General features: G+C 39.8%; 11 protein-coding genes. 3 read left to right on the top strand and 8 right to left on the bottom strand.

Going from position 1 to position 15522, the window contains the following annotated elements; all coding sequences use genetic code 11:
• Nucleotides 1-296 precede the first annotated feature (296 nt).
• Together DSM02_RS04525 and DSM02_RS04530 are read right to left on the bottom strand one after the other, a co-directional pair.
• Complete coding sequence (locus DSM02_RS04525) at nt 297-1073, bottom strand: DUF1206 domain-containing protein (RefSeq protein ID WP_128764529.1); 777 nt, start codon at nt 1071-1073, stop codon at nt 297-299.
• 99 nt (nt 1074-1172) lie between these two features.
• On the bottom strand, nt 1173-1754 hold the full coding sequence (locus tag DSM02_RS04530; RefSeq protein ID WP_128764530.1) for a PhnA domain-containing protein: 582 nt from the start codon (nt 1752-1754) through the stop codon (nt 1173-1175).
• A 310-nt stretch (nt 1755-2064) separates the two neighbouring features.
• On the opposite strand from DSM02_RS04530, the gene DSM02_RS04535 reads away from it, so the two are divergent.
• From DSM02_RS04535 to DSM02_RS04545, 3 genes are all read left to right on the top strand, one after another.
• Nucleotides 2065-2433, top strand: coding sequence for a BlaI/MecI/CopY family transcriptional regulator (locus tag DSM02_RS04535; RefSeq protein WP_128764531.1), 369 nt, complete (start codon nt 2065-2067; stop codon nt 2431-2433).
• Nucleotides 2433-4736, top strand: a complete 2304-nt coding sequence (locus tag DSM02_RS04540; RefSeq protein ID WP_128764532.1) for a M56 family metallopeptidase — start codon at nt 2433-2435, stop codon at nt 4734-4736. The genes DSM02_RS04535 and DSM02_RS04540 overlap by 1 nt, the downstream gene beginning before the upstream one ends.
• A gap of 275 nt (nt 4737-5011) precedes the next feature.
• Nucleotides 5012-6112, top strand: coding sequence for a DUF4407 domain-containing protein (locus DSM02_RS04545; protein WP_128764533.1), 1101 nt, complete (start codon nt 5012-5014; stop codon nt 6110-6112).
• Between the two features lie 48 nt (nt 6113-6160).
• Here DSM02_RS04545 and DSM02_RS04550 read toward each other — a convergent pair whose 3' ends face one another.
• From DSM02_RS04550 to DSM02_RS04575, 6 genes are all read right to left on the bottom strand, one after another.
• On the bottom strand, nt 6161-7411 hold the full coding sequence (locus DSM02_RS04550) for an NAD(P)/FAD-dependent oxidoreductase (protein WP_128764534.1): 1251 nt from the start codon (nt 7409-7411) through the stop codon (nt 6161-6163).
• 1 nt (nt 7412) lies between these two features.
• Nucleotides 7413-9692: a S9 family peptidase gene (locus tag DSM02_RS04555; protein ID WP_128764535.1), complete on the bottom strand. Its 2280-nt coding sequence runs from the start codon at nt 9690-9692 to the stop codon at nt 7413-7415.
• 13 nt (nt 9693-9705) lie between these two features.
• The gene (locus DSM02_RS04560; protein WP_128764536.1) at nt 9706-10713 is read right to left on the bottom strand and encodes a 4-hydroxyproline epimerase; all 1008 of its coding nucleotides are present in this window, start codon (nt 10711-10713) and stop codon (nt 9706-9708) included.
• 24 nt (nt 10714-10737) lie between these two features.
• Complete coding sequence (locus tag DSM02_RS04565) at nt 10738-12462, bottom strand: DUF885 domain-containing protein (protein ID WP_128764537.1); 1725 nt, start codon at nt 12460-12462, stop codon at nt 10738-10740.
• Nucleotides 12463-12549: 87 nt separating this feature from the next.
• Nucleotides 12550-14127, bottom strand: a complete 1578-nt coding sequence (locus tag DSM02_RS04570) for an aldehyde dehydrogenase (NADP(+)) (RefSeq protein ID WP_128764538.1) — start codon at nt 14125-14127, stop codon at nt 12550-12552.
• Between the two features lie 430 nt (nt 14128-14557).
• Complete coding sequence (locus DSM02_RS04575) at nt 14558-15487, bottom strand: dihydrodipicolinate synthase family protein (RefSeq protein ID WP_128764539.1); 930 nt, start codon at nt 15485-15487, stop codon at nt 14558-14560.
• Between the last annotated feature and the right edge of the window lie 35 nt (nt 15488-15522).

Here is a 15522-nt window from a genome sequence, read left to right on the forward strand (position 1 = left end):
ACTAAAAATCGGGGTCGGGCTTTTACGCTCTATATTTTTTTCGGCGTAAAAAACCTCTAAAAAGGATGCCGCTTCAATCCCTCACGCAGGGTTTCAGTGATTAGCAAACAGTCTCAGCTTACAGTATTTAAATTAAAAATTGGTAACTGAGTGAATTTCATCAAGCGAGAGCGCGGTGAAATTTGTATCGAAGTTAGTTTACGGTTTAAGAATAAAATTAACTCAGTAACTCAACAAAAAAACCGTAAAGCATCAAGCTTACGGTTTTTTTTATTTTGAATTTCAAACCTTGAACGTTAAATTCTAATCTGTGCATATTTCGCCTGAATAAACATAAAGACGGCGTATGCTACCAAACCAAGTGCAACAATTCCCATTACACTAGCTCCAAAATTATTTTGTAGAAATTCAAACGCAGCAACTTTCCCTCCGGTATCCCCTCCTTCACCTAAGGCAACTTTAAAGAATAAAAAGGCCACAATTCCTGAAACGATTCCACGGGCGGTAAATCCTATTTTACCGGCACGAATTAAGGTTTTTTGTTCCTTAGAGCTCAAATCACTTTCCTGAACATCTTCTCTAAATTTTCCGCTGTATGCTTTATACAATTGAAAAATTGCTTTCCCGGCAAGACATAAAGCCACAAAACCTACTAAGTAAGGCCCGTAGGGTTTTGACATCAGCGTAGAAACCATAGAATCGCTACCACCAGAAGCTGAACTATTACCCAATACCATCTTGGCTGCAGTGTAACCCAAAGCTCCGTAGAAGAAGCCACTTACAATATATCCTGCGCGTTTAAAAAATCCTTTAAGTTCACTCCAGGAATCTCCCGGCCCATTGATCGCTTCATAAAAACGATAGAATGTGTAGCCAAATAACCCAAGTGCAAGGACACCTAACAATACTTTTCCGTAAGATTGTTGTCCTAGAAATTGCAAAACATTGTCGCTTCCACTTTTTGAACCGCCCAGATTAAAGGCTGCCATCGCGGTTAGTAAACCTATAATTGCATACACTGCGCCCTTGGCAACCATCCCTGCCCGGGCGAATTTTTCTTTCTTATTGTTCATCTTTCATCATTTTGGTTAGTTGCTGACAATCTATAGATTACCTCGCTCCTGCTCTCCCAATCTGATGTTATTTTAAACCTAAGGTTATGCTAAAAAGAATTAAATCTTCTTCACGTAATCAGTCACCAAAACGATCTGCTGCCCATCAACTTTTCCTTCAATGTATTTTTCATTCTCATGATCTAGTGAGATACGGCGTACGGCAGTGCCTTGCTTAGCTACCATACTGCTCCCTTTTACCTTAAGATCTTTGATCAATACAACAGAATCTCCTGCTTCAAGCACAACTCCGTTACTATCGCGGTGAATAAGACCTTTTCCTGAAGATTCTTCAGTGATACCGGCTTTTGCCCACTCATGCACTTCTTCTTCCATATACATCATATCGAGCAAATCCTGAGGCCACCCTTCTGCTTTTAACTGATGCAACATGCGATAGGCCACCACTTGCACAGCAGGCACGGTACTCCACATACTATCATTTAAACAACGCCAATGATTTGGCTCTACTGTTTCCGGGTTTTCAAGTTGATTTTTGCAGATTCCAGATATAAAAATGTGATTATCAGCGGTATCCCCATCGGGCGAATTGGGAACGGCATATATATCCAAATCTTCAGTGCTTCCACTCAATTCACAAACATTGCCACTGCGGTCTCTTAAATCTTGTTCCAGACTCATGATTTCTTTATTCTTGGTTAAGGCGACAAAGTTAGGATTATTGTTAAAAGATGCGTTAGGTATCGCGGCTTTGTTCTGCTCTTTTTACGACAGGTTTCCAAGTGATTTTCCCGAGAAGAAAATTATATCGAGACACCTTAGGGAGAAAAAGAGACTGCCTAGATCATGTCTGCCCTTGCGTACTCGATTTTCAGTTATCAAAGACTGGGAATACTGGAACCAACAAAAATTTAAACTATTCTTCACTCTACACTTGTAGAATTAAAATTTATCTCTACATTTGTAGAGCAAATTCTAAAAACATAGAGCAATGAGCCTTTCTAATGCCGAAGAACAATTGATGCAAATCTTGTGGAAACAAGAAAAAGCCTTTATGAAAGACCTCATTGAAGCATATCCCGAACCACGACCTGCTACAACTACCGTCGCCACGTTGTTGAAACGTATGCAGGACAAGAATTTTGTAGACTATGTGCAATACGGACGTTCACGCGAGTATTTCCCGCTAGTTAGAAAAAAGGATTATTTCTCCAAGCAGGTCAACGGGATGATTAAAAATTTCTTTAACGACTCGGCTGCACAATTTGCTTCGTTTTTTACCAAAGAAACCGATTTGTCACCGCAGGAGCTTGAGGATCTAAAGAAGCTGATTGATGAACGCCTAAAATCTAAAAAGTGATGCTCGCCTACCTTATCAAATCTATCCTGTGCCTGCTGGTGCTCTGGGGCTTTTATAAAATCGCTTTAGAACAAACGGCCGCGCATAATTTTAAGCGGTTTTACCTGCTGGGGAGTATGATTCTTGCTTTGACTTTACCCTTGCTTACATTTAGCTATACGGTTGAAGTTGAACCCCAGCCTGTGGTTGCAGAAACGTATTTGGACCCGACTGCTTTGACGGAAGTTCCGGCAGCTACTCTTGTCGACGAACCTACAAACTGGCTGGCTATCAGTTTAGGAATCATTTACGCTGCAGGCGTTCTGCTTTTTGGATTTCGGTTTCTGCGGAATTTGATTCGGCTTCGGAAGAAAATAAATAGCAACGAGAAGGTGCAGGCAAAATCCCACATCAACGTGCTCCTGGCGGGAAAAGTGATTCCGCATTCGTTTCTTCGGTTTATATTTCTGCCAAAAAAAGAGTTCAAGAACAATACCATCGCTCCTGAAATTCTCGCACATGAACAGGCGCACGTCGCTCAAAAACACAGTTGGGATATCTTGGCAGTCGAATTTTTGCAAGCGGTCTTTTGGTTCAATCCGCTACTTGTTTTGTTGAAAAAAAGTATCACGCTCAATCACGAATTCCTGGCAGACCAGGCTGTGCTAAAAAATGAAAATTCTATAGAAAACTATACCAATCTTTTATTTAACTATTCGGGAGGTGCTCATCACACTGCGTTAAGTAGCCCGATCAATTATTCATTAACTAAAAAACGAATTCTTATGTTATCAAAAACCCGTTCGGTCAAAAAACTGGCCACCCGTCTCGCACTTTTTGTGCCCGTGCTCGCACTCTGTGTGTATTTCTTTAATCAGGAAATTGTAGCGAAGCCAGTCCTATCAAAAACAAATGAGCAAACTATTCAAGGACAATGGATTGATCAGGAAACAGAATTTGTAGAAATTCAGGTTTTCAAAAGAAATGATTCTTTGTTTGCTAGAGATTTTGAAAATGAATTTTGGCTTGAGAAATCATCAGATACTCAATATAATGTTCATTCTAAAAATTCAAAATTCAAAAAAACTACAACCCTTACAATCAATAAAGAAAAGGATATTCTACTATGGGGGAAATCTGCATTCATCCCTTATAGCAAAAGCCTTCGAGAACTTTTTGCTGGTGAGTGGAAAGCAGTGAATAACAACAAAGTATTCTCAATTAAATCTGCCTATGGAAATACAAGTTGGGTTATCAGGGACGAAAATGGAGCAAATAATTATTACCCAGTAATTACAGGTGATGGCTTTTATTTTACTTATGATGGCAAGGATACCTATTTCACCATTGAAAATGGGATAATGCAAAGTTCAACTGGAGATACATTTAAAAAAATATCAAATGATAAAATATTTCGGTCAACACCTCAACACGGCAATAAACAAATAATTTTTCAAAAAGAATTTAGTCGATATAGTGATGACTCAAAAACCAAAATTCTTAAGAAGAAATCACCCACTTCTCAACAACTAAATGATTGGAAAGACGCATCGCAATACGAAGTTTGGGTTGATGGTAAGCGATTTAAAAATTCAAAACTAGCCACAAAAACCCCATCAGACTTTAGCTATGTTATGGTTAGTAAACTGGAGAAAAATGCTAAAGACTATGGTAAATATTATCATCACGTTAGCTTAATGACTCCTACCTACTACAAGTCGCATAAAGAAATAGAACTACCTCCTGCGCTAAAAGAAATTCAGGAATATCTAACTTTAAAATTACGAGTTAAAGATGAATCTGTATGGGTAAATGGGAAGTCTACTTCAGTAGAGAATTTTGTAAAAACCATTAACGAGATCACTAAAGATTGGACAAAATCTGATATGATGAATTACTCTATCCAAGTACAAACCAAGAATGGAGTTGACAAAGTCATAAGTGCACTTTCAAAAGAATTCAAAAAGACCAATCTTTATAAAATCAATCCATCACGGGAATTGATTCCACCACCTCCACCACCGGCTCCTGCAGCGCCGGCAAGTCCAACAAATAGAGTTCCTCCACCACCGCCACCTGCTCCTGTTCAACCTGTAAATCCTGTGAGTGGAGTGCCTGCATCCGCAGCAGCAATGCCGCCGCCGCCAGCACCACCAGCATCACCTGAAGAAATGATTGTATTGGCTAAAAACAATATTTATTATAATGGGAATAAAGTAAGCGAATCAAAAGCCAAAACGTTATTTGATAATGCCGATCAATACGATATACTTTTTAAAAAAGAAAAAAGCTACAACCTGCTTTTAATAACAGACAAAGACTAAAATCTGTTCTTTCAGCCCAAAAATTTTAAGACAGAACTAATTTTAATTCCTCACAGATTTGATAATCTGTGAGGAATTTTTTCACGCACATACAACAAACCCCACAGGTTCAGCGTTCTAATTCTTATTAACAAGACGGGATTTATTCAGCAGGTTATTCTAAATTTATATACAACAGATACGCTCATCAAAAGCTTGTAAGAGCTTGCCGAAAAACCTGTGGTGAGCCTGTCGACCACTTGTGGTGAGCCTGTCGAACCATCAATCATCAAACTATGCTTAAAAAATTTTTTATTCTGTGCTCGGGTGCTGATCACGCCTTGTTAGAAACCTGTGCTCCCGGCGAGCAAAACAAATATGCCGGTATTGGCGCTACGGTGTTTTTTACCGCCCTGATGGCTTTTATTGCTTCGGGATATGCCTTGTACACGGTTTTTGATAACGTAGCCATCGCAGTGGGCTTTGGATTTTTGTGGGGTTTGCTCATCTTCAACCTGGATCGCTTTATTGTTTCGACCCTTAAAAAAAGGGATAACTTTTTAGATGAATTCTTACAGGCTGTACCGCGACTCATTCTGGCATTGATTATCGCAATTGTAATTTCAAAACCGCTGGAACTCAAAATCTTTGAGAAGGAAATTGATCGGGTACTTCTTGAACAAAAAAATGATTTGACACTGGCCAATCAAAACCAGATCGCAGATCAGTTTACACCTGCAGTTGCTACTTTAGATGCGGAAATTGATGGCTTAAAAAATGAAATTTCAACAAAGGAAGTTGAAGTCAATGCCCTTTACGACACCTACATAACCGAAGCGGAAGGAACTTCAGGAACCGGAAAATTAGGAAAAGGTCCGGTTTATGCCGAAAAAAGAGAAAAGCATGATGCAGCTTTAGCGGAACTGAATCAGTTAAAAACCACAAATGCTGAAAAAATAGCAGCGTTAGAAATTCAGAAAACCGAGTTAGCAACCGATTATGAAAACCGCGTTATAGAAACACAACCCATCATTGATAATTTTGACGGTTTAATGGCGCGTATTGAAGCTTTGGACGAATTACCATGGCTGCCTTCATTCTTTATTTTCCTACTGTTTTTAGCCATTGAAACGACTCCTATTTTTGCCAAACTGATTTCATGCCGCGGAGAATACGATCTTAAACTGGCTGATGCCGAAGGTGAACTTAAATCGTGGGCGACTCAAAAAGCCAATCAGCGTAAAAACTTGATTGATGCAGATAACATCATCAATGACAAGGTTTACGGCGACTTAACGCAGGAAGAAGAACTCTACAATTACAAAAAGAAAATGGCGCGCGAATTGATGCAAAAACAGCAAGATGCGTTTTATAAACGCCAGAGTAAATTGTTGTAACTTAAATATCCCTTCTCCCAAGGGAGAAGGGCCGGGGATGAGGGGCCACTAGAACTTTCGTTCAGGATTATAAACACTCAAATCAAGCGATGGTTTTTTGTCATCAATAATCTCAGAAACTAGCAATCCGGTTCCGGGGCCTAAACTCCAGCCCATCATGGCGTGGCCCGCTGCGATGGTTAGATTTTCCCATTTTGATGTTCTTCCAATATAAGGCAGACCATCAGGCGTTACCGGTCTTAAACCGCATTGAGCCTCTGCTTTTTCCTGCTCGGTAATTGAAACATTTTCAAAATACTTGGGCACTGCTTTAGCAATAGCTTCAACTCTCGCTTTATTGATATTATGATTGATCCCGGCGATTTCCATAGTACCGGCATATCTTGTAAAACCGTTCATAGGCGTCACGGCAACTTTAGCTTCGCATAAAATAGAAGGCAATGTGATTCCGGTTTCAGTTTCAGAATTGATGCGGTAGCCTTTTCCGGCTTGCATTAAAATATTTAGGTTCAGTTTCTTATTTAAAGATCCTGCCCAGGCTCCGGTTGCTAAAATAACCTCATCTGCTTTAACGGTCGTTCCGTAAGCAGTTTTTACAGCATTTATCTTTTTTCCGTTGAAATCAAAATCAACTACTTGCTCCTGTTTTAAGAAAGTTGCTCCTTTTTGTAATAAAAGTGTTTTAAGCTCTTCCATAAATTCTCCCGGAGTGGTATGCTGATCACACTCGTAGAAAGCTGCACCTTTTATATTTAGTTTAGCATCAGGCATTTTTTGCTGCACTTCTGCTGCAGAAAGCATATGCGCAGGCAAGCCTTCTTTAGTCGCCAATGCTAATACATGCCCTTCTTCTTCAAGCATATGCTCACTTTGACATAGCATCAGCAAACCTTTCTTTTCCAATTGAAAACTGAAATTTTCAGTGGCTTTGATATCAGAATATAAATCGCGGGAAAGCAAATTGATATCGCGAATTGCCGGAATGGCTTTAGCTACATTCTTGTCAGAACACGAATTATTAAACGCCATCGTCCATTTTAAAAAGTCAGCATTTATACGAGGCTTTATATACAACGGACTCTTACTGCTAAACATCCATTTTATACCTTGCTTCATCACTCCTGGTGCCGCAAGCGGAATAATATGGCTTGGGGTTAGATAACCGGCATTCACATATGATGCGCCGCTATCCATGCTTCCCTGATCAATTACGGTTACTTGATGACCTGCTTTTTGAAGATAATAGGCACTAGATAAACCTATGATCCCACCGCCAATAATTACGCAATTCTTTCCCATATTAGTAGATGTTGTAGTCCCAAAGAGACTTTTTATTGAGTAAGTTTTCTATAAAATAATTCCAGCGCTTTTTCTGAAAGTATGCATTATGCTTTCCGGTATACCCGTGACGTTGACTCGGTATGATGAGCATATCAAATTCTTTATCCGCTTTGATTAATGCTTCAGCGAATTTAAAAGTTGCCGAAGGATTCACATTATCATCAATACCGCCGTGAACCAATAGTAATTTTCCCTTTAGGTTAGGAGCCATTGTTATGTTAGAAACTTCTTCATAACGAGAATCTATTGGGTATCCCATATACATCTCAGGCCACCAAGCTTTTTCCATTCTAAAATCGTGATCCCCGCTGCTGGCAACAGCTACTTTATAAAAATCAGGAAATGCTAACACTGCATGACCGGCATCAAAACCACCTGCTGAATGCCCAAATATCCCAACATGCTCTGCATCTACCCAGTCATATTTTTCACCTAAAAATTCAATCGCATTCACGTGATCTCTCAAGTTATCGCCCATATTCATATAGGAAACATCCCTAAACGCTTTAGAGCGACCTGCCGTTCCTAAGCCGTCTACAGCAACAACTATAAAACCTAAATTCGCCATTGCCTGATTGCTAAATGCCTGACCAAACGAGCGCGGAAAACGCTGCGTATGCGGACCAGTATAGGTAGCATCAATCACAGGATAACTTTTAGATGCATCAAAATTTATGGGTTTCCAAAGTGCACCGTAGATAGGCGTTTTACCATCTTTACCAGTAAGTGTAAAAACCTCTGGAGCTTCCCAGCCTTCTGCCTCAACTGCTGCAAAATCAGCTTCGGTAAGAGTTTGAATTATTTTTCCGTTCTTTTTGCTTCTTAAAACGGTTTTTGAAGCTAGATCTACTGCAGAAATAACATCTACAAAATAATCCGAACCTTCTAAAAACTGAATATCGTGATTCGTATTTTCCGGTGTTAGTTCAGTGATTTTTCCATTCAAAGAAATACGATAAAGTTTCTGATGATAGGGGTTTGCATCAGCTTCTACTCCTGAAGCGGTATAATAAATCTCTTTTTTCTTTTCATCAATGTAAATGATGTCACTTACTACAAAATCACCATCAGTCAATGCTTTTAAAGCTCCGCTATCTTTGTTTAGCAAATACAATTGTTTCCAACCGCTACGCTCAGAAAGCACTACGAGATCCTGCCAACCTTCTATTTCACGATATTCAAAATTATCGATACTGGTTTTTACAGACTCTTCATACAACGTCTCAACACGTTCTGCGTCTAAATCAACAGTCTTTATATATTGGTCTTTATAGCCTCTGCTACGATAGGAAGTAATCATTTTATGAGGCTCTTGCTCAAGCCATCTTAGCCAAATCCCGTTAACGTGAATTTTTGTTGGCAAGTCAATATCCAACTGCTTTCTTGCAGGCACGTCAAAAAACACCGGCTTGTAGGTCACCATTGTAGTATCACCGGGCGACCCGCGATAATAACTGAGTAATTTGGGTTTATACAAACTGTCTATGCTGTAATCCAGCAAATACATTTTTTCGGCATTACGGGTATCTACGACCTGAGTAACCAAATATTTTGAGTCTGGTGACCATTGCACATTAAAATGTTTAGGACGCTCTGTACCTTCTCCTTCAATGATGTCAAACCAGCCAATACTACTTGCATAATCGTAACCCTTTTCTCCATCTGTGGTTAGTGAGAATTCAGTATCTGACTCTGTGCTTTTTATAAATAAGTTATGTTCTTTAACAAAGGCCACCCACTTTCCGTCAGGTGATTTTGATTCGTCTTGATTATCCCTTCCGCGTTTTCTTTCTTCCTTTTTATCAGCATCATCTAGAACTCCTGTTTTTGTATTCCAGATGTAGCTTTTATTATCAAACTCAAAACGGTACCCGTCTTTTCTCCTATTTATTTTAGAAATTGAAAGTTTATTAGCTTCCACTTGGTTCTCTACCTTTTCAGATAATGCTGCTGCAAGTTTTTCCTGATCAAACAGCGGTTTTACCCTTCCGCTTTTAGACGAAAGAGTTTTATAGGTTTTTTGATCTTTAGCGTAATCAACAAACCAAATCCCGGAATGATCTTCAAACTCATAAACATCGGTATCTAAATTAAACACCTTTTTGTTCATCAGGTTTCCGTAGGTATAATCTATGGCTACTTGATACTCTGCCATAGTCATTTGCTCCTGAGCAAAAACCACTAAACTGCAGCATAAGCTTGCCAGAAAAAAAACTGTTCTAGTATTTAAAACCTTCATACGCTATTTTTTATTATAAAACCTGAAACCCAAAGGCATAAGGATCGTCAGTATCTATGGTCAGGGTATTGTAGCCGTATATACGCGCCCAACCTTTAATACTGGGAACTACAGCTTCAAAATCACCTATTCTTGTTACTTCTTCTACACGCCCCGTAAACTTAGAGCCTATAAAACTTTCGTGAATAAAATCTGTGTGTGGTTGAATAATGCCTTTTGCATGTAATTGAGCAATACGCGCCGAAGTACCGGTACCACACGGAGAACGGTCTATCGCTTTATCGCCATAAAATACCGCATTACGCCCTGAAGAAGAAGGGTCAAGTGGATTGCCCGTCCACAACATATGACTCACATCGCGAATGGTATCATTCTCAGGATGCACAAAACAATCTTTATATTTCTCATTGATTTTCTCTCTGAGAATCTTACTCAAGCTAACAATTTTTGAAGCATTAAAATCGTGCACTCCGCTAAAGTTTTGCTGCGGATCTACGATGGCATAATAGTTACCACCATAAGAAACATCAAAATGAAGTTCGCCCAAATCATCACAGTCTATCATCAAATCACGTGCTGCGAGGTAACTTTTTACATTAATTAATTTTACCCAGTCTACTTTTTTACCGGTTTGCTGATATTCTATCTCAACGAGTCCTGCCGGTGCTTCCATTCTGATCTTACCGGGAGTTTTAGGGGTGATAAGGCCTTCTTCTATGGCAATGGTAATTGTCCCGATAGTGCCGTGGCCGCACATTGGCAGACAACCGCTGGTTTCTATAAATAAAATTGCAAAATCATTTTCCGGGTCGTGAGGTGGAAATAAAATACTCCCGCTCATCATATCGTGTCCCCGAGGTTCAAACATTAAACCCGTGCGAATCCAGTCATACTCTCTTAAAAAGTGTTGACGTTTCTCACTCATCGTTTTACCTTCTAAAGCAGGACCTCCGGCTTTTACCACACGCACAGGGTTTCCACAGGTGTGCGCATCTATACATTCAAAAGTGTGTACAGCCATTTTTTAATTCACGTATTGATTTGTTTATTTTTTAGTTTCGGCCTTAGCCATAGCTATATATTCATCTACGCGCTCTTCAAGAATAGGGAGGGTTACAGTTCCCTCTTCTAAAATCACGTTGTGAAATGCACGAATATCAAAATCTTCGCCCAATGCTTTTTTAGCACGCTCTCTGAGTTCGCGTATTTTTAATTCGCCTATTTTATAGCTTAATGCTTGTCCCGGCCAAGCGATATATCGGTCAGTTTCAGTATTCACTTCGTGAATAGAAAGTGCTGTATTTTCAGACATATAGTCTACAACTTCCTGTCTTGTCCATCCCATTGCGTGGATACCGGTATCAACCACAAGACGGCAGGCACGCCACATCTCATACGTCAACTGACCAAACTTTTCATAAGGTGTTCTGTAAATACCCATCTCATCAGCAAGGTATTCTGAGTACAAGCCCCAACCTTCACCATAAGCAGACAGGTATAAGTTTTTTCTAAACTGCTGAATATCAGCACTGATTTCCTGATTTAAAGCCCCCTGTAAGTGATGCCCCGGCACTGCTTCATGAGCCGTAAGAGAAGGTAATGTATAAAGAGGCCTGCTCTCTAGTTGATATGTGTTAACCAAATAATGCCCGGCCTGAGTACCGTTAATATTACTGCCCGAATACCGACCACCGGTATATTTAGGAGCAATCGCATCAGGTACTTTTACAACACCGTAAGGCTGTCTTGGTAATCTGGAGAAAAAAACAGGTAACTCATTGTCTATACGCTTTGCAATATCTCTGGCGTGCATCAGGAGCGCATCACCAGTTTTCACATAAAACTGATCATCTGTACGTAAAAACTTCAAGAAATCTGAAAAGCTTCCTTCAAAACCTACTTCCTCAATAATTTCTTGCATTTGAGACTTTATGCGAGCAACTTCGCTTAGTCCTAATTCATGAATGCTTTTTGCTGTATATTCTTTTGAAGTGGTATAATAATTAATTCGATTTTGATAGAAATCTGCTCCTCCCGGTTGTGCAGAAACGCCAATCGCATCACGGCTATTGGTCATATACTCAGTTTCAAAAAACGTCTTGATTTTTTGAAAGCTAGGAATCACACTATCTGTAACCACTTGCTTTGCAGCTTTTAATAAGGAATCTTTTCGCCCTTGCGGAATTGTTTCCGGTAGATCTAAAAAGGGTGAATAAAAATAACTGTCAGTAGGGTTATCAACGATATGCGTTTCATAAGTAGACTCATATCCGTTAAAAATAATACGAGGTTGAATGATACCCTGTTTGAAACCTTTACGCATCAATTCAAATTGACTTTCTGTAAAATACGGAATTGCCTTAAGCCTGTTTAAATATCCTACAGCCTGATCGTAACTACGAATAGGCCGAACCTCATAATTCAAATTGAGGTGAAAACCCTGATCTGCTTGAATGGGGTTGAGATACATTTTATACGTGTACTCATCAATCTGATCCTGTAAAATGAAACGTAGTAATTTAAACGAAATCGTCTCGCTCTTGTTCAATTCCTTCAAATCAATTTCTTCTAATTGATTCAAAAGACTTTTAGCAAATTGAGCGCGTTCTTTGGGCAATTCTTCATCGTATCTACCTAAAGGATAGTCTTGCCAGTCGTAATCTCGATGCTGTTGATATTCGCTAATTATACTGTCTAAAGAAACTGTTTGTTGAGCCTTTGCAGTTGTCATACTCAAAAGGGCTAAAAGAAGTAGTACACAGTGTTTCATAAGCTGAAAATTGTTTAATTATTATAACCGAATAGCAAGAATATATCCATCCCCCAAATCGTTGAGAGACGGAACATATATCAAAGCTTAAGCTTTGATATATGTTCCGTCTACTTTACGAAGAATTCCTAATGGATTACCATCTTTCAACGCATCTGGAAGCAATTCCTGAGGCCAGTCCTGATACGAAACCGGGCGTACCCAGCGGTAAATCGCATCATTACCTACAGATGTAAATTTAGCATCAGAAGTTGATGGGAATGGGCCACCGTGGTGCATAGCAGGACAAACCTCAACACCTGTTGGCACACCATTAAACAAAATTCTTCCCACTCGAGAGCGCAAGGCATCAATCACATCTTCATAAGCTGCAACTTCTGTAGTTTCTGCTATTAAAGAACCGGTTAATTGCCCTTCTAATTCATTTAAAACTTCTAGTAATTGCGCTTTAGAAGCACACTCTACTAGCATAGAAAACGGTCCAAAAACCTCTGTATGTAAGTTACCATCTACTAAAAAATCATCACCTGTTACTTTTACAAGAGCAGGTTTTCCGTCATTAGCTCCGTCAGCTTCTAAGGCTACTGCAAGCACTTCGGTTCCTTCAGCGTCTAGCATTTGCTGCTTTCCACTCTCGTATGCCGAATGAATATTAGGATGTAACATACAGTTTGAAGGCTGCTCTCCCAGATTTGCTGCAAGATGTTTCCCGAAGGTTTCTAATTCAGCACCGGCAATACCTAAAATTAACCCGGGATTGGTGCAAAATTGTCCGGCTCCCATATTGATGCTACCTGCATATTTCTGAGCCCAGGTTTCTCCATTCGCTTTTAAAGCTTCCGGAAGAACAACAACGGGATTAATACTTCCCATCTCAGCATAAACCGGAATAGGCTCTTCACGATTTGCTCCCAACTGAACTAATGCTTTACCGGCTTTTATACTTCCGGTGAAACCAACACCTTTAATAGCAGGATGCTTAACCAACTGCTCCCCTATTGAAATACCTTTACTGTTTAGGTTAGAAAAAACACCATCTGGCATTCCTGTTTTTTCTGCTGCTTTGATCACTGCAGAAGAAACCAACTCACCTGTTGCTGCGTGCATAGGGTGACTTTTTACAATCACCGGGCAACCTGCAGCTAATGCACTCGCCGTATCTCCTCCTGCTGTTGAAAATGCAAATGGGAAATTACTCGCTCCAAAAACCGCTACCGGTCCTGTAGCGATTTGCATTTTACGCAAGTCTGGCTTAGGTGCCGGAGTGCGCTCATGATTACCGTGATCTATCGTAGCATCTACCCAGTCACCCTGCTCTAGTAAAGAAGCAAAAGCATTTAACTGACCAATGGTTCTACCACGCTCACCCATTGCTCTACCTTCTGGCAGGCCAGATTCTGAAGTATAAGCATCAATTAGAGGCTGACCTAAAGCTTCTATTTCCTCTCCTATTGCTCTTAAAAAAGCAGCACGCTCTTTATCAGATTTCTGCTTGTATACAGCAAAAGCTTCAGTTGCTTTTTGTGCAGCAGCATCCACTTCAGCTTCTGTAGCCTCTGTAAATTGCCATTCATTCTCAGTATTTAATTTAGGGTTAATGGTTTTGTAAGTAACTTTCCCTTTAGAAGAACGTTCACTTCCTATATAATTCTTTCCTGTAATCATGTGTATCCATTTCTTTTGCTCACCAAAGTGAGATTTGTTTTCATCGGGTTTCTCCCGAAAATCAAAATTCAATATCAAAACCAGCTCCAGAACTAGTCTTGAGGTAGTTTACGCCAAAAGCACCACTAGTGCGGTGCTTTTGAAGCTATGATTTATATTTTGGTTTTCAATCTATTATAGACTGATTAAAAATGAGCCCTCAGCATAATTTTTAGCCTGAAAATTTCCAAACAGCAAACAGCTAAACTTAAAATCTAATATTAAACGAACCGCTTCAGGCTCAATTTCTCACCAATTATTCCATCTTTTAAACTTCCGCTTTAGCGAAAGTAAACTACCTCGGGGCAAGCCCACGAGGCATTCATTAGAAACAAATTTTCAATTTCGAGGCAAGCCTCGGGATATTAACCCCTTTGGCAACGCCAATAAATTAAGCCATTTGAGCATTGATTCCTTTATACTCAGGCAATGTAGGTCTGCTTGCTAAACCATCTTTTATGATTTGCAACACTTCTTCACGTCGCTCACCAGCTAATGGTAAACGCGGTGCACGCACGTGCTCAGAACCTATATTAGTATGAACTTCTGCAAGCTTTATGTTTTGTACCAGTTGCGCATCTATATCCAACTCTAAAAGTGGTAAGAACCAGCGGTAGATCTCTAATGCTTCAGCAATACGACCTGCTTTTTGCAACTCGTAAATTGCTACAGTCTCTGCAGGAAAAGCACAAACTAACCCAGCAACCCAACCGTCTGCGCCCATTAATAAGCTCTCTAAGGCAAGCGTATCTACACCAGTCATAATTTTTAAACGATCTCCAAAACGGTTTTTGATACGTGTTACATTAGAAATGTCACGAGTAGACTCTTTTACCGCCTGAATATTTGGCTCTTTAAGCAACTCTTCAAACATGTCTAAAGTCACTTCAATTTTATAGTCAACCGGGTTGTTATACACCATAATAGGTAAAGAAGTGCTTTGTGCAACTGCTTTAAAAAATGCTACAACTTCACGATCACTTGCTTTATAACGCATAGGAGGCAACATCATCAATCCTGCAGCACCATCTTCTTCAGCTTGTTTTGCTGCAGCGATAGCTCCTTTTGTAGTTTGCTCTGCAATGTTCATCATCACCGGTACAGAACCTGCAACAATCTCAACTGTTTTACGAGTTAATATCGTTTTTTCTTCATCCGTAAGCGTACTTGCTTCTCCTAACGTCCCCCCTAATACGATACCGTGAACGCCAGCATCAAGCTGTGCTTTTATGTTTACCTCAAACAGATCAAGGTCTAACTGATCATCTGCTGTGAATTTTGTTGTAACTGCCGGCATAACGCCTTCCCAATTGATTTGCATAGTTTCTTATCTTTTATTGATGCTACAAATGTAGT

The sequence above is a fragment of the Leeuwenhoekiella polynyae genome (genome assembly GCF_004104075.1).
GTDB classification, from domain to species: domain Bacteria; phylum Bacteroidota; class Bacteroidia; order Flavobacteriales; family Flavobacteriaceae; genus Leeuwenhoekiella; species Leeuwenhoekiella polynyae.